This window comes from Streptosporangium becharense, from assembly GCF_014204985.1.
In the GTDB taxonomy this organism is placed as follows: Bacteria; Actinomycetota; Actinomycetes; order Streptosporangiales; family Streptosporangiaceae; genus Streptosporangium; species Streptosporangium becharense.
Genome location: NZ_JACHMP010000001.1, coordinates 67535 through 82744, shown reverse-complemented (window position 1 = coordinate 82744; position 15210 = coordinate 67535). Strand labels below are relative to the sequence as shown.

17 protein-coding genes are annotated in these 15210 nt (G+C 70.9%); 9 read left to right on the top strand and 8 right to left on the bottom strand.

The window, feature by feature from the left end; translation table 11 throughout:
• Nucleotides 1-9 precede the first annotated feature (9 nt).
• Together F4562_RS00390 and F4562_RS00385 are read right to left on the bottom strand one after the other, a co-directional pair.
• Nucleotides 10-1302: an ArsB/NhaD family transporter gene (locus F4562_RS00390; protein ID WP_184548359.1), complete on the bottom strand. Its 1293-nt coding sequence runs from the start codon at nucleotides 1300-1302 to the stop codon at nucleotides 10-12.
• Complete coding sequence (locus tag F4562_RS00385; protein WP_184548361.1) at nucleotides 1299-1742, bottom strand: CBS domain-containing protein; 444 nt, start codon at nucleotides 1740-1742, stop codon at nucleotides 1299-1301. The genes F4562_RS00390 and F4562_RS00385 overlap by 4 nt, the downstream gene beginning before the upstream one ends.
• Nucleotides 1743-2098: 356 nt before the next feature.
• Here F4562_RS00385 and F4562_RS00380 point away from each other — a divergent pair, with 356 nt between their 5' ends.
• Nucleotides 2099-2497 (top strand): hypothetical protein, encoded by a 399-nt coding sequence (locus F4562_RS00380; RefSeq protein WP_184548363.1) that lies wholly within the window; start codon nucleotides 2099-2101, stop codon nucleotides 2495-2497.
• An 11-nt stretch (nucleotides 2498-2508) separates the two neighbouring features.
• A complete protein-coding gene (locus F4562_RS00375; protein WP_184548365.1) occupies nucleotides 2509-2862 on the top strand; it encodes a DUF3040 domain-containing protein in 354 nt (117 codons plus the stop codon).
• Between the two features lie 558 nt (nucleotides 2863-3420).
• Here the strand turns inward: F4562_RS00375 and F4562_RS00370 are convergent.
• A complete protein-coding gene (locus tag F4562_RS00370; protein ID WP_184548367.1) occupies nucleotides 3421-4659 on the bottom strand; it encodes an FAD-dependent monooxygenase in 1239 nt (412 codons plus the stop codon).
• Nucleotides 4660-4772: 113 nt separating this feature from the next.
• Between F4562_RS00370 and F4562_RS00365 the strand changes: the two genes are divergently transcribed.
• The 3 genes from F4562_RS00365 to F4562_RS00355 all read left to right on the top strand — a co-directional run bounded on the left by F4562_RS00365 (nucleotide 4773) and on the right by F4562_RS00355 (nucleotide 7080).
• Nucleotides 4773-5297, top strand: coding sequence for a TetR/AcrR family transcriptional regulator (locus F4562_RS00365; RefSeq protein ID WP_184548369.1), 525 nt, complete (start codon nucleotides 4773-4775; stop codon nucleotides 5295-5297).
• A gap of 148 nt (nucleotides 5298-5445) precedes the next feature.
• Entirely contained in the window at nucleotides 5446-5676 is a 231-nt protein-coding gene (locus F4562_RS00360) for a hypothetical protein (protein WP_184548371.1), read from the top strand.
• A 519-nt stretch (nucleotides 5677-6195) separates the two neighbouring features.
• Nucleotides 6196-7080 (top strand): alpha/beta fold hydrolase, encoded by an 885-nt coding sequence (locus F4562_RS00355; RefSeq protein ID WP_184548373.1) that lies wholly within the window; start codon nucleotides 6196-6198, stop codon nucleotides 7078-7080.
• Nucleotides 7081-7299: 219 nt separating this feature from the next.
• Here F4562_RS00355 and F4562_RS00350 read toward each other — a convergent pair whose 3' ends face one another.
• Together F4562_RS00350 and F4562_RS35605 are read right to left on the bottom strand one after the other, a co-directional pair.
• Nucleotides 7300-7968, bottom strand: a complete 669-nt coding sequence (locus tag F4562_RS00350) for a CBS domain-containing protein (RefSeq protein ID WP_246473312.1) — start codon at nucleotides 7966-7968, stop codon at nucleotides 7300-7302.
• 48 nt (nucleotides 7969-8016) lie between these two features.
• Complete coding sequence (locus F4562_RS35605) at nucleotides 8017-8151, bottom strand: hypothetical protein (protein ID WP_260316547.1); 135 nt, start codon at nucleotides 8149-8151, stop codon at nucleotides 8017-8019.
• Between the two features lie 277 nt (nucleotides 8152-8428).
• Between F4562_RS35605 and F4562_RS00345 the strand changes: the two genes are divergently transcribed.
• Nucleotides 8429-9307, top strand: a complete 879-nt coding sequence (locus F4562_RS00345) for a universal stress protein (protein WP_184548375.1) — start codon at nucleotides 8429-8431, stop codon at nucleotides 9305-9307.
• A 239-nt stretch (nucleotides 9308-9546) separates the two neighbouring features.
• Nucleotides 9547-10065 (top strand): NAD(P)H-binding protein, encoded by a 519-nt coding sequence (locus tag F4562_RS00340; protein ID WP_184548377.1) that lies wholly within the window; start codon nucleotides 9547-9549, stop codon nucleotides 10063-10065.
• Between the two features lie 281 nt (nucleotides 10066-10346).
• Here the strand turns inward: F4562_RS00340 and F4562_RS00335 are convergent, their stop codons facing one another.
• A complete protein-coding gene (locus F4562_RS00335; RefSeq protein WP_184548379.1) occupies nucleotides 10347-11327 on the bottom strand; it encodes a helix-turn-helix transcriptional regulator in 981 nt (326 codons plus the stop codon).
• Nucleotides 11328-11463: 136 nt separating this feature from the next.
• Here F4562_RS00335 and F4562_RS00330 point away from each other — a divergent pair, with 136 nt between their 5' ends.
• On the top strand, nucleotides 11464-11859 hold the full coding sequence (locus F4562_RS00330) for a RidA family protein (protein ID WP_184548568.1): 396 nt from the start codon (nucleotides 11464-11466) through the stop codon (nucleotides 11857-11859).
• A 117-nt stretch (nucleotides 11860-11976) separates the two neighbouring features.
• Here F4562_RS00330 and F4562_RS00325 read toward each other — a convergent pair whose 3' ends face one another.
• Complete coding sequence (locus F4562_RS00325) at nucleotides 11977-12594, bottom strand: DinB family protein (protein WP_311734286.1); 618 nt, start codon at nucleotides 12592-12594, stop codon at nucleotides 11977-11979.
• Nucleotides 12595-12656: 62 nt separating this feature from the next.
• Here F4562_RS00325 and F4562_RS00320 point away from each other — a divergent pair, with 62 nt between their 5' ends.
• Nucleotides 12657-13661: a helix-turn-helix transcriptional regulator gene (locus F4562_RS00320; protein WP_184548381.1), complete on the top strand. Its 1005-nt coding sequence runs from the start codon at nucleotides 12657-12659 to the stop codon at nucleotides 13659-13661.
• A 181-nt stretch (nucleotides 13662-13842) separates the two neighbouring features.
• Here F4562_RS00320 and F4562_RS00315 read toward each other — a convergent pair whose 3' ends face one another.
• Nucleotides 13843-15198, bottom strand: a complete 1356-nt coding sequence (locus F4562_RS00315) for a serine hydrolase domain-containing protein (RefSeq protein WP_184548383.1) — start codon at nucleotides 15196-15198, stop codon at nucleotides 13843-13845.
• Nucleotides 15199-15210 lie beyond the last annotated feature (12 nt).

Below are 15210 nucleotides of genomic sequence, written 5' to 3'. Positions count from 1 at the left end.
GAACCCTCCTCACAGGAGGTAGCGCAGCCACAGGTACGGCGTGACCAGGGCGACGGTCACGACGGTGACGACGAGGCCGTACCGGGTGAACTCCCAGAAGCTGATCGGGGTGCGGTTGCGCGCGGCGATACCGACGATGACGACGTTGGCCGCGGCGCCGACCGCGGTGGCGTTGCCGCCCAGGTCGGCGCCGAAGGCCAACGCCCACCACAAAACCTGGGCGGACTCGTTGCCACCGTTCGCCTGGACCAGGTCGGCGACGATGGGGCTCATGGTGGCGACGTAAGGGATGTTGTCGACGACGGCTGACAGCCCTGCCGAGGCCCACAGCAGCACCATGGTGGTCAGCCCGAGTCGTCCCTCGGTGGCGCCCGCCGCGGCCTGGGAGACCTGCCCGATGACGCCGGTGTCGACCAGGGCGCCGACCATGACGAACAGCCCGGCGAAGAACACCAGGGTGGGCCACTCCACCTCGGCGATGGCCTGCTCGGTGGTGACCTTGGTGAGCGCCACCAGGATCCCGGCGCCGAGGAGAGCCACCACCGAGGGCTCGTAGTGCAACACCGGGTGCAGCACGAAGGCGGCCATGACCAGGGCGAGCACGGTCAGGCTCTGCCGCAGCAGCTTCCGGTCGGCGATGGCCTCGCGCTCGTCCAGCTCCATGATGTCGGCGGCCAGGTCGGGATCATAGACGAACGTCCTGCGGAACATGAGCCAGCACAATCCGATGAAGACCGCCATCAGCACGACCACCATGGGCGCCATGTGGATCAGGAAGTCGTTGAAGGACAGGCCGCCCCGGCTGGCGATGATGATGTTGGGCGGATCACCCACCAGGGTGGCGGCGCCACCGATGTTGGAGGCCATCGCCTCACTGATGAGGAACGGCACCGTGGGCAGGGCGAGCCGCTCGCACACCAGGAACGTCACCGGGGCGATCAGCAGCACGGTGGTGACGTTGTCCAGCAGCGCCGAGGCGCCCGCGGTGATGACGACCAGCAGCACCATCAGCCGGTACGGCCGCCCCCGGGCGCGTTTAGCGGCCCAGATCGCCAGGTATTCGAACACGCCGGTCTGCTTGAGCACCCCGACGATGATCATCATGCCGAGCAGCAGGAAGACGACGTTCCAGTCGATCCCGCTCTGTACGGAGAAGAACGCGGCCCCGGCGTCGGTGGCGTGGACGGCCAGCATGATCCCGGCCCCACCGAGGGCCGCGGCGACCCGGTGGACGCGCTCGGTGGCGATCAGCGTGTACGCGCCGAGGAACACGGCCACCGCGAGCCAGGCGGTGACCGTCATGGGGCGAGCAGCCGATCCAGCAGCGCCTGCAGCGTGACCGCCCCCCGCAGGTGGCCCGCATCCATGATCGCGACCAGCGGGCTGCGGGTGCGCGCCATGAGCGCCGCGATCTCCAGCACGGTGGCGTCCGGATCGGTGACCGGCAACTCGCGTGGCGCGGTGGGCAGGGCCTCGCGCACAGTCCGCCCGGCCAGGGAGCGCAGGAACGCGTCCGCGTGCGCCTCGTCCACCACCCGGGCCAGCGCCGGATCGTCCTGGCAGTAACCGGGTACGGCCAGTCGCAGTACCTGCGTGCCCGGCAGGATGTTCAAGGGCAAGCCGTCGTCGTCGATGACGATCAGGCCCGGAAGATCCTGCTCGGCGAGCAACCGCGCCGCGTCGATCACCGGAGTGTCCAGGGAAACGATCGGGAAAGTGCTGACCAGGTCGCGAGCACGCATCGGCCGGTCCTTTCGGAGTCGCTGGCACCTGCGCCGACCAGGCTTCCCGGCTCACCTGGGATCAATGTATCAACACCCGTGTCGGCCGAGCCGCAGGGCCGCCCCGCCTACTGCGGCCTGATCCGGGTTCCCACCCGCGACACGACATCCGACCATGACGCCCCGGCGGGCCGTTGCGACCTGGGGCGGCGAGCGGAACGAGCGCGCGACCGGCGGCTCGCCACGGCCCCGGCCGCTGGATGCCCCTCGGGCAGGTGCCTCACCGGCTGATCGCTCACGTTCGTTCTTCCGCGCGTAGAGAGAAGACGCCGCGCGCTGCAATATGGATGTGAGGGGCTGTGATGCGTGGAGGCGAGATGCCGAAGACGACGCCCACCACACAGGCGTGGGCACGTCCTGTAACAAACGGTGCCGATCCCGCAGGCAAAGCGGTGGTCGAGCGTCGTGCGGGCCTGCCCGTCGGCCATCCGGCAGGTCAGCGGCTCCACCGGGACCTCGTCCGGGTGCTCGATCCGGCGGTGATGGCACAGAGCGAGGATGGACTCGGGGTTCTGACAGGGTTCGGTGGCGGCCTGCCGCCGGATGCGGTGATCAGCCAGCAGGACGATCGCCGCGACCGGTCAAGCGTGGCGCGGACCGGTGAGGAGCGTGGACCAGGTGCCCATCACGTGTCGCCCCCTCAGCTCAAGGACTGTTTTCCGCGTGTGGAGCAGTCCAACGCGGCGTGGGGCCGGCAATCACCGGAACGCGCGTGAGGACGGTTTTCATGGGGCTCTCCAGACAGGAAAGGCGAAGGCTCGCCGAGATCGAGGAGCGGCTCGCGTTCGAGGATCCAGATCTCGATGCCGCGCTGGCCAGGCCGTCGGACGGGCCCGACCTCGATGTCCCGGCGACCGGCAACACACGGGTGAGGGGCTATCACGCGTGGTTTGAGACCTCTCCGACTCCATTGAAGACTCAGTGCCTGCTCGCCATCCTCGTCATCCTGGTGGTCCTGTTCGCGTTGCTGGTCCTGCTCAGCTCGGGGGAGACGCTCTGCCCTGGCGGGCCCACCGGCAGGAGTCCTTACTGCGGGACCGGCCCTGAATCGCCGGTCGTCGACACCGGACGGCTGCGGTGAGCCGTGCCGCAGGCTGCCGGCCGTGGCGCATAGGGGGTGCGGAGGTGCGTTGACGGGCGATTCTGTCGACCGCCGCGCTGTTTCTGATCGCCGGTTTCGTCCTGGGCGAGGGCGTCAGCGGGCTCATCCCGCTCGCTCCCGGGGACGCCCTGGTCGCCGTCACCATCGTGCTGTCGGTCCTGCTCCACTCCTCCACCGACATCGTGGTGGCCCGCTGGTTCGACGACGAACGCGACACTCCCGCCTGGCACGGCGCGTCAGCCGGGTACGGGCCCGGCTACGCGACAGGAAGGAGACGGGCGCCCCGGTGTAGCCTCGCCCGAGCCGCCGGTTTCTGCCTCCTGGCCCGGATCTTCGTCACCGGGGGCACCGGCACCGGCACCGATCGCGCCTCCCTTCGAGTGTTCGACCGACGTGATCGTGGTGCTGTTCGCCCCCACGCTGGTGGCGTTGACATCGCCGACACGATTGACCACGCCGAACGACTCGTCGCACCGCCCTGACTCTGCTGTCTCGACGGCGGGACCGACCGGATATGACCAGGACCCGGTCAGGCCTTCATGTGGGGTCTCCTCCCACGACGGCTTCCTGCGGGTAGTTCTTCAGGGTGATCTCGTTGTGCAGCCGCAGGCCTCTGCTGCCGAGACCGGTCAGAGTCCGGGCGATCGGCGTGGGGATACTGGTGATCACCCGGGTTCCCTGGATCAGGCCCCAGAGGTTCAGACGGGTGGCGGGGATGAGCTGCTTGGCGGCGCTGACGGCGAAGGCACGGTTGCGCCGTACGTACTCGCCGATCCGGTGTTCGTAGGCGGGGAACGCGCGGGTGTGGTCGCCTCCGGCCTCGGCCAGCTCACCGGCCAGGACGTAGGCGCCGAAGACGGCCAGGCTGGTGCTGCCGCCGACGGCGGGCCCCGGACAGTAGCCGGCGTCACCGACCAGGCTCACCCGTCCCCGGGACCAGGTGTCCATGCGCAGCTGGGTGATCGAGTCGAAGTAGAACGCCGACGCGCGGTCCATCTCCTGATCCAGCAGGCGGGGCACTTCCCAGCCCAGTCCGGCGAAGTGCCGGCGGAGGAGTTCCTTCTGCCGGTCGATGTCGCGATGGTGGTAGCCGAGTTCGGCGGCGGGGCGGAACATGAAGACCGCGCGGGCGTCGTCCATCTGTGCCCCGCTGTAGACGCCCACCACCCGGTTCACTCCCATGATTCCGTCCATGCGGTCGCGCAGGCCCAGATAGTCGGGGATGGACATGACCGCCAGGTAGGCGCCGATCCAGGTGGCGAAGCGGGATTCGGGGCCGAACACCAGGCGCCGGACGTTGGAGTGCAGTCCGTCGGCCCCGATCACCAGGTCGAACCTGCGGGCGGGGGTGTACTCGAAGGCGACGTCGATGCCGCCGGCGGTTTCGGTCATGGCGGCGATGGAGTCGCCGAACAGGTATTCCACATCGTGGCGGGTGGCGTCGTAGAAGATCTCGCTCAGATCGTCGCGCATGATCTCGACGTGCTGGTCGGACACGGCGCCTATCAGCTTGCTGACCTGTACCTTGTGGACGCGGTCGCTGTTCTCGGGGCGGATCGTGAGCCACTCGGTTCCGGTCTTCCTGGCCTGGATCGGTTCGATCAGGCCCATCCTGTCGACGATCTGCATGGCCGGGCGGAACAGGTCGACCGCATGGCCACCGGCCTTGCGCAGGGCCGGTGCCCGTTCGACCACGGTGACGGTGAAGCCGTACCGGTTGAGCCAGTAGGCCAGGACGGGACCGGCGATGCTGGCGCCCGAGATGAGAACCCGCATGGGCCGCTCCTTACTTAACGGAAGGTAAATTCCTTACTGAACGATAGGTAAGCATGCTTCACCGCCGGGTGCAAGAACTTACTTAACGGTAGATAAGGGCTATCCTCGAGCTCATGACGACGGCTCCGGACACCAGGACGCGCATCCAGGAGGTGGCGCGCGAGCTCTTCCTGAAGCAGGGCGTGCAGAACACCAGCCTCAAGCACATCGCTGATCGGCTCGGCATCACCAAACCGGCCCTGTACTACCACTTCGCGTCACGGGACGATCTACTCAAGAGCATCGTCCAGCCGTTCCTGGACGACATGGAGGCGTTCCTGACCGACCGTGAGCCCACCGGCCGGCGGCAACTGCTCGAGGAGTACTTCGACGTCATCTGGCGCCACCGTGACGTGTTCACGGTCTTCCTGCAGGCCTCGGCCACGCTGGTCGAGCTCAACCTGATGGATCGGATCTGGGAAGGACGCAAGCGACTGGTCGCGCTCCTGCTCGGCCCCGATTCCTCCACCGCCGCACAGATCCGCGCGACTGTGGCCCTCGGCGGCCTGGCGGACTGCGTGATGGAGCACGCCACCGTTCCGTTCGACGAGGTCAGGACCATCGCCGTGGAGGCCGCGCTGAACGCGCTCGCCCTCTGAGGACATGACCGGGGTCCCATGGAACCGGCCGACCGGCGCTTCCGGTGGCGCGGGTCTCGAAGACCCGGCGGGCCTGTTCGGCCGCCGGGCTGCTGTTGATCGGGCAGGAGGGCATCGCAACCGTGACGAGCCCGGCGACGCCGCGGGGATGATGGGCCCGTTTGTCGCCGACCAGCCGTTCCGGGCCGCCCGCATGTACGCCGCAGGCGTCGCCCCACGGCCTCAGCCGCAGCGGCGCCTGTCTGCTGAAAGACTCGCCGACGCCATTGGCCAGGCCACCAGCGACCTGTCCATGGCCCGTGCCGCCGCGGCGCTCGCAGAACGCGCCCGCGCCGGAAACGGCGCCGCGCAGGCCGTCAGGATCCTGGAGACCCTATGAAGTACATCCCTCACAGATCCGTCCAACCACCCACGGCCGGGATGCGTTGGTGGGTGGCCTGGCGGCAAGCGGGTCGGTCAGCCACGGCCGTTACATCGATGGCACGGCGATCGGGCAGGTCACCGGCTACCCGCAGAGCCTGACCGTGCTGACTGCCCCGCGTTTCAGCGATGACGCGGCCAGGCAGTCCGCGATCGACATGGCCGGGTATTCAGGAGGCGAGGGCGCCCAGCGCGGCCTCCACCACGGCGATCCTGACCTCGTCGAACGGGACGGCGTGCCCCATCACGCAGCCCGACAGGCCACCGAGCGCCACGGTCGTGTGGATCTGCGCAGCGCTCGAAGGGACGGGGCCGAGCAGGAGGGCGATCAGCCGCTTACGTCGTCCCCTATCCGGTTCGTCGGAGTGAGATCCGGGCCGGCGGGTACGCCGTTATGTCCACGCTGTGCGCGCAGGCCCCGTCACCGGAACAGGCCCCCGCGGACCACCGATGACCAACTGTGCGACGATGACGGGCCATGCCTGGACTGCAGCGCCCCACCCGTATCGCCGAGCTGGCCGCCGGGCCGGTGGAGTACCGCCTGGACGGCACCGGCAACGGCGCTCAGAGCACAGGCAAGGGCACCGTCCTGGTCTTCCACGGCGGTCACATGCGAGCCGGGCTGCCCCTGGGCGAGGAGGTCTTCATCCAGGCGGGCTACCGCGTCCTGGTGCCTTCGCGCCCCGGCTACGGCCGCACCCCGCCACGTACCGGGAAAGGCTCCGCCGCCGCCTTCACCGACGTCACCGCTGACCTGTGCGACCACCTCGGCATCGAGCATCTCGCCGCAGTGGTGGGCATATCCGCTGGAGGGCGAACCGCGGTCACCATGGCCGCCCGCCATCCCCACCGGGTACACCGGCTGATCCTGCAAAGCGCGGTCGCCTTCCTGCCCTGGCCCGACCGGCGGACCCGCATCGCGGCCGGCATCGCGTTCATCCCCGCCACCCAAGCGCTCACCTGGGGTGCGGTACGCCTGCTCATGCGTCTGGCACCGTCGGCCGGGCTGCGCCTGATGCTGAGCGACCTGTCGACGCACCCGGCCGCCGACGTCGTCTGCGCCCTGTCGGAGAAGGACCGGGTCACGCTTGTCGAGCTGTTCACCCTCATGCGCTCCGGGCACGGCTTCACCGCCGACCTGCGTGCCGTGCCCGACCTCACCGCCCAGGTCACCCAGCCCACCCTGATCATCGCCAGCCGGCACGACGCCTCCGTCCCGCTCGCGCATGCCGAGTCTCTGACCGCGGCCATCCCGGGCGCCCGCCTGGCCGTCAGCGAGGCCGACAGCCACTTCGTGTGGTTCAGCCCCGACTACCCGGCCATCGCCGCCCAGATCCGCGACTTCCTCACCACCGGTGACTGACCGCCCCCTGTGGTACGTGCCGGGCCCTTCACCCTCAGCGCGCCGGGTCCGGAACCGGGCGGCGGCCCCTGCGTGCGGGCAGATCACGCCGGTCTCCTGCGGCACGCCGGACCGCGAGGGACGATTCGCTTCCCCGCGTCCGTGCCTGGACGCGTGCCCCGGTCGGGCAAAGCCCCGTAGTCCCATCCTCTCCTGTCGCGTCCCTGTCGCATGGCCCTGTCACCTGCGCGGGTGCGGGATCTCCGCCAGGTCGTCCTCGTCGTAGGCGGCCTCGACGCGCAGCTCGACGATCCCCTCGACCTCCCAGGCCGCCTCGGCGAGCCGGGCGAGCTGGGAGCGCCTGGCCACCCGTCCGCCGATGCGCACCACACCGTCCTCCACGCTGATCGCCAACGACCGACAGTCCAGGCGCAGGCGCGCGACGGCCGCCGCCACCTCCGCCAGGATGACCGGTGCCCGCCTGGCGAAGATCTTCAGCAGGTCGCCCTGGTGCACGGTGCCGACGATCCTCCCGCTGACCGCGTCCACCACCGGCAACTGCTTGATCCGGTTGTCGTGCATCAGCCGGACCGCCTCCCGCACCGATGTCTCCCGGGTGACCGTCAGCGCCGGGCTGCTCATGATCCGCCCAGCGGTCATCCCGGCGGCCCTGTCCCGGTCCCGGTGTCGCCCGCGGCCCGCCGCAAGGCTCCCGCTCCGGGCGGTGCCGGTCTCCTTCAGCAGCAGGTCCTCCTCCGACACCACCCCGACGGGGACACCGTCGGCGTCGACCACGGCGACGGCGTTCACCTTGAAACGGCGCATGGTCGCCACCAGCTCGGCGAACGTCGCCTCCGGGTGAGCCGCGACGGCCACCGCACCCATGACGTCCTTCACCTTCATCGTCATGACCTGCCCCCCTGTCGTTGCGCGTGCTCTGCGACGCCCGCTTCCCGGTCAGCCTTCGGCGGCGTTCGAGGTCGCGGGGGCGGGTTCGGGCGGTCGCGGGTCCCGCGGCAGGCCCGGGACGACCGGACAGCGCGCGTGCGCGGCCACGTACCCGGCGACCGACCCCAGCACGATCTCGGCCATCGCCCCCACCCCCACCTCCCATTCTCGGCCGGGCCACCCGGAGGCGGCAGGGCGGAAGGTCCCCTCAAGCGGAGACCTTCGTACTGCTCACGCAGCCGCCTCAGTTGCGAAGACGCCTCCCACGCATCGTGATCACCCCCATGCCGGCGCCACGACGCCCGGAGGACCTTCGCCCCTGTCCGATGACACGGAGAACCGGGAAGGATGAAAGGCAGACGGCCTCCGCAGGCGGGCGTCGAGGCATCGGCCCGGCGGAGAAGAACGCGAGGTGATGACCATGACAACGCCCATCATCGTCGGCGTCGACGGCTCGGCATCGTCACTGCGGGCCGTGACCTGGGCAGCGCAGGAGGCCGCTCTACGAGACGCGCCGCTGCACATCGTGCACGCCGCGCTACGCTGGGCCCACGACGTCCCGCTCGCCCCGCAGCCCGCACACTGGGGTCCGGCCGCGGAGGCCGCCGCTCACCACCTGCTCCGCCAGGCGGCCGAACAGGCCCGCGCCGACGCCCCCGCCCCGACGGTGACCACCGAACTCCTCGACGGCGCCGCGGCCACGGCGATCGCCGCCGCGGCCGCAGACGCGCAACTGGTCGTCGTGGGCAGCCGCGGCCGTGGCGGATTCACCGGACTGCTGCTGGGCTCGGTCGGCCGTGATCTCGCCGCCCTGTCCCCATGCCCGGTGGTGATCGTCAGGGAACCAGGCGCCGACCGGGCCGAGATCGCCGTCGGCGTCACCGGGCGTCCCGGCCAGGAACCCGTGCTGCGCTTCGCCTTCGAGGAGGCCGTCCTACGCCGGGCCCCGCTACGCGCCGTGCACGCCTGGACCCACCCGGCCACCCGAGCGCCCGGCGACATGCAACCGCTCGTCTACGACATCGAGGGGATCGGCCAGGAAGAGGCACGCCTGCTGGCCGAGGTGCTCGGCGGCTGGCGGGAGAAGTTCCCCGACGTGGAGCCGGTCGAGGAGGTCGTCCACGAGCATCCCGCTCAGGCGCTCATCCGCGCCACCGAGACCGCCGCGATGGTCGTCGTCGGCGCTCCCCGCCGGGCGGGCCTCCTCGGCCTCGGATCAACCGTGCACGCCCTGCTGCACCACGCGCGCGCACCCGTCGCCGTCATCCCCCACACGATGCCGGACACGCCGCAGAGCTGAACCGAACCGCGTACCGGGCCGCCGTACCCGGCCGGAACGACGCTGCCCTGCCCGACGCGGGGCCACCAGGACAACCGAGCTCCCCGTTTTTGAGCGGTTGAAGAAGCGCTGGTCAGAGGGCTTGGCCGCACACTGTCGGCACGCCAGGCGGCCAAGGTCTTGCCGTTTCGGCAACGGAACTTGCAGCCTAGCCCGGCACTGAAGACGCTGACCTCGGCTGAACGACCAGCTTGAATCGCATGAGAAAGCAGGACTCTGATGCACGTCTCGTTACCGGAGCGAGCGGCTACATCGGTGGCGCCGTCGCCACCCGCCTCCTTCGGGCAGGTCACACCGTCACCGGCCTGACCCGGGACGCGACCAGGGCAGGCGACCTCGCCCGGCTGGGCATCCAGCCGGTGGTGGGCAGCTTGGATGATGCGAGTACGCTCACCGAGCACGCCGGCCGCGCCGACGCGGTCGTCAACGCGGCCGACAGCGACCATCGCCGAGCAGTGGAAACACTTATCGCCGCGCTGGCCGGGTCAGGCAAGCCGCTCATCCACACCAGCGGCTCCAGCATCGTGGGCGTCGGCACCGGCGCCAAGAGGCCCCTCCTGCGCGCAGGGTTCCGGCCTCTACACCAACGTGCCCGCCTACAGCGACTGGATCAACAAGACCATCCGCGCGAACAGCTGAGCCGCAGCACAGCAGGCCCGATGACGAACCGGACCTGCCCGCGGGCGGGGGTTGCCGTAGCGCGGAAAATCGGGGAATAGCCCGATTTTCCGCGAGTACTACGGCAACCCCCAGAAACCCGAGGGTTCCCAGGGGCGAGGAACCGGCGGACAGCGGTCATCGTGAGAATGATCTTGCTAAGGGCGCCGAGGGGCAGAGACGGAATGTGGGCGGAATAGCCGCCGGTCAGCGTCGCGCGAGTGCCCGTGCAGGCGGTGGAGCGGCCGATTTTGAGAGTGCGGGCGGCCTCGGTGACCGGGACGCCGTCGACGACCGTGCGGCTACCGCGGGCCTCGTGACGGCCTGGCAGGCGAGTCACCGGTCAACTCTCCGGTTGACACTCGTACCGGGTGGCGATCGCGGCGGCGCGGTCGCGCAGGGGGGTGCGCAACCACTGCGGGGCCAGAGCTTCCGCGTCCGTGGCGAGCTGCCACAGCGCCCACTCGGCGTGTCTCGGATCCTGGAAGGTCACCTCCAGACGTAGCCGGCCGTCTGAGTCGGCTTCTTCGGCGCGGACGGCCAGCGCGGTGCCCACCAGGTCCTCCCGCCGCGCCGGGTCCACCCGTACCAGCACGGTGACCTGGTCGCCGCCGGTCCGAAACCGCGTGCTGCGTTCCTGCCAGGCCCGGTCCAGATCGACCCGGTCCGGTCGCTGTGCGGGTTCGGCGAGTTCCTCGGCGGCCAAGACCCGGGACAGCCGGTAGGTGCGGTCCGCACCGGACCTCGTGGCCAACAAGTAGCCCCGGTCGCGTACGGTGACCAGGCCGATCGGGTCCACCGTGCGCCACTGCGGGGTCTGGTCCGCAGCCGCGTAGTGGATGCGCAGCTTGTGTCCGGCGAGCACCGCGCGCCGGACCTCGGCCACTACGGTGTCAGGCACCTCCTCATCGACCAGCCGGCGCGAGAGGAGGTCGGTCTCCGGGTCGATGAGCAATCGCTCGGCCGCACCGGCCGCGGTGTCCCGATAGCTTTCAGGTAGCGCGTCAACCACCTTGAGCATCGCCGAAGCGAGCGCCGAGCCGAGGCCGAACGCCTGCGCGCCACGCCGCGATCCGGCGATCAGCAGGGCGAGGGCCTCGTCGTGGTTCAGTCCGGTGAGCTCGGTCCGGAAACCGGGCAACAACGCGAAACCGCCGTGCCGGCCGCGTTCGGCGTAGACCGGGACGCCGGCTGCGGACAGCGCCTCGATGTCGCGCAGCACGGTGCGGGTGGACACCTCCAGCTCGCGGGCCAGCGCGACCGCGGACAACCGGCCGTGCTGCCGCAGCAGCAGCACCAGCGAGACCAACCGGTCGGCGCGCACACCGAAACGCTACAGGAATACACGACACAGGATGTCGTGATTTGCCGGGAGGCTTAGCGGCACGACCGAAAAGATGGCGGCTATCGAGCCGCTGGACGTACGTGTTGTCGACGAATCGAATGGAGCTGATGTGGCGATGGAGCGAACGGCGGTCAACCCGTGGACGTGGTCGGTGGAGCTGGGGTACAACCAGGGAGAGATCGTCTCCGGGCACACCCGGACCCTGTACTGCTCCGGGCAGACCGCGATGAACGGCGACGGCAAGCCCCGGCATGCCGATGACATGGCGGCGCAGTTGGCGCTGAGCCTCGACAACCTGGAGGCCGTGCTCGGCGCGGCCGGCATGTCCCTTGCGAACCTCGTCCGGCTCAACGTCTACACCACCGACGTCGATCGGCTCTTCGAGCACTACGGCGTGCTGGCGTCGCGGTTGGGTGCCGCCGGGGTGGCGCCGTCCACCACGATGCTCGGGGTGACACGGTTGGCGATCCCCGACCTGATGGTCGAACTAGAGGGGACCGCCGTCGCGTGATGCGGCCTCGCCGCCTCCGGTTTGCGCACCGTGCTGCGGCCGCCGCGCAGGCGCGGGGGCCGCAGGTCGCCGCCGGCCGGGGCGGTGGCCCGGATCCGGCCGGCGGCCCGTCATCGGTCAGGTCGACGTCCGGCCGTCGAGCGTCTCGCGCAGGATGTCGGCGTGTCCGGCGTGCTGGGCGGTCTCGGCGATGATGTGCGTCAGCACCCGGCGCACGCTGTACACCGTTCCCGGCTCGTGCCAGGGCGCCTCCGGCAGCGGGTGCGTCGCCGACAGGTCGGGGACGGAGGCGATGATCTCCTCGCTGCGGGCGGCGACCTGCTCGTAGCGCGCGATGATCCCGGCCAGCGTCTCGCCGGGCAGCATCTGGAAGTCGTTGTGGCGGTCGATCGCCCACTGCGGGAGCTCACGTGCGGTACCGGCCGCGAAGTCGGCCCAGGTGACACCGTCGGGCAGGTCGTAACGCATCGCCGACGGGCCCTCGACCACGAAGCGCATCCATCCTTCCTCCACGGACGCGACGTGCTTGATCAGCCCGCCCAGGCACAGCGCGCTGACCGTCGGGCGCTCGCCGAGTTGCTCGTCGCCGAGCCCGCGGACGGTGTTGGTCAGGGCGGATCGCACGGTCGCGAGCTGGGCGATCAGGTCGGCCCGCTCAGCGTCGAGAGCGGTGGGGGGCGTGGTCGTGGCGGTCACGGTGATCGGGTCCTTCTGGTCGTTCTCGTTGCTTGGCACGGGACCACAGTCGCAGGAGAAGCGGTCAGGTTGTGGCCGCTTCTCAGGGCAGTATCGGTGTCATGCCGAAGACGTCAGCGCGACTGCTGTCCTTGCTCTCCCTGCTCCAGGCACGCCGGGACTGGCCGGGGGCACTGCTGGCCGAGCGGTTGGAGGTCAGCCCGCGTACCGTGCGCCGCGATGTCGACCGCCTGCGCGAGCTCGGTTACCCGATATCGACCACCAAAGGTCCCGACGGGGGGTATCGGCTCGACGCCGGAACGGAGCTGCCCCCGTTGCTGTTCGACGACGAGCAGGCCGTCGCCCTGGCCATCGCACTCCAGATCGCCGCCACCACCGGTGCCGGCATCGAGGAAGCCGCGGCGCGCGCGCTGAACACCGTCCGGCAGGTCATGCCCGCACGGCTGCGCCACCGGATCGACACCGTCCGGGTCACCGCCGTCGAGCGGTCCGCGACTCGACCGGCCCCGCAGGCCGACAGCGGCGTACTCATGACGCTCAGCGCCGCCGTCCATGCCCGGGAGGTGCTGCGCTTCGACTACACCCCCGCGTCTCCGCCGGCGGTGGACGGTGACGGCGTGCAGATCCCGCCGCGCCGGGTGCAGCCCCATCATCTCGTCACCTGGGGCGGGAACTGGTATCTCGTCGCCTGGGACCTCGACCGCGAGGACTGGCGCACCTTCCGTGCCGATCGGATCACCCCGCGCACTCCCACGGGGCCCCGCTTCACCCCGCGTGAGCTGCCCGGAGGCGAGGTGGCCGCTTTCGTGGCCGGCAGGTTCCGGGGCTCCGGCGGCTCCGGCGGCTGGCCCTGCCGCGGCGAGGTGATCCTCGACCTGCCGGCCGCCGCCGTGTCCCGCCACATCTATGACGGAGTCGTCGAGGAACTCGGCCCGAACCGCTGTCGGCTCGTCCTGGGCTCGTGGTCATGGCCTGGCCTGGCCGCCATCATCGGCAGGTTCGACGCCGACATCGAGGTCGTCGGCCCGGCGGAGCTCAAGGACGCCTTCGCGCGCCTGGCCCGCCGCTACGCCGACGCCGCCACCGGGGGGCCGCGGAGGCCGTGACCCTCCTCGCCCTCGCCCGCGATCCGTTGGAGCGCCCGGGAGCCCCCGCGGCGTCACCGAGGCTGCGGCCTCCCTGCGCCTCCCGCGCGGAGCCACCGGGGCGACGGCCGGGTGACGCGTGCCGACGGCGGCGTCGTCTGGCCGGTTCCGCCCACGGGCGGCCGTCTCCGCGGGGCCTGGGTCAGCCGCGCCAGCCGTTCTCGTCCACCCCGCCGGGCACGTCCGCCTCGGGATCGTAGGGAGTGCGGGTGAAGATGAAGGTGTTGAGATCGAGGTGGCTGACCGAGCCGTCGGCCCGGCGCACCGCGCGCAGCGTCTCGCCCGCGTAGTAGCCGTCCAGCCCCAGCCAGGTCCCGTCGGCCTGGGCGGCGAACCGGGAGGCCCGGCCGGCTCCGCCGATCGGGTTGAGGGAGACCCCGCCGTCGGGCAGCAGCCGCAGCGCGTACGGGGCGGGGCCCCAGTACCACGGCCCGGTCATCTCCAGCAGGCCCGCGGTGTCGGCGACGGGCTCCCACTCGTCGGGCAGGCGCGGCTCGTGCTGGTCGAGGATGGCCAGCAGGTCGGTGAGCAGGGTGCGGCTGACCCCCGCGGTGGAGTTGGCGGTGAACAGCACGCCGACCCGGTCGGACGGGTCGGCCCACACCGTGGCCAGGAAACCGGGCATGGAACCGGTGTGGCCGGCCAGGCGGCGGCCCCCCGCGCGGGCCAGCTGCAGGCCCAGGCCGTACCCGCCGGTCCAGGCGTCGCCGTCGTCGACGGTCGCGGGTTCGCGCATCTCCGCCACGGTGGCGGGGGAGAGCACGTCCCCGGTGTCGCCGGCGACGAACGCCGCCCACCGCGCCAGGTCGGCGGGGGTGGACCACAGCTGACCGGCCGGGGCCATGGCGACCGCGTCGTGCTCGGGCTCGGGCAGCAGCACGTCCGCCCACGGGTGCACGGCGTAGCCGACGGCGTGCGGGGCACGCGGCCGGACGGTGGTGTCGCGCATGCCCAGCGGCTGCAGGATCTCCTCCCGGACCGCCTGTGCCCAGCTCATCTCCCGGTGCCGGGCGACCAGCTCGCCCAGCAGGGCGAAGCCGACGTTGGAGTAGTGGTAGCGGCGGCCGGGCCGGTGCTTGGCGGCGTCCGGGCCGAGTGAGGCGACGAGCCGTTCCACCGGCACGCCCTGGGTCCGCTCCCACCACTGGCCGGGGGACTCGGCGCTCAGGCCGGAGGTGTGCGACAGCAGCTGGGCGACGGTCACCTCGCCGATCTGCGTGCCGGGGACGTGCTTGCCGATCGGGTCGAGCAGCTCGATCCGGCCCTCGTCGCGCAGCCGCATGACCACGGTGGCCACCAGGCTCTTGGTGATGGAGCCGATCCGGTACTGGGTGGCGGTGGTGGGGGCGGCGCCGTCGACCTTGCCGCGCGAGCCGAACCAGGCGAGCTCCCCGTCGCGCACCACCGCCGCGGTCAGGGACGGCAGCCGCCCCTCGGCCTGCTCGACCGCGATCCTGCGCAGGAGCGCGCGAGCCGTACTCTCCAGAACCGGCGCCATCGAAAGACTCCT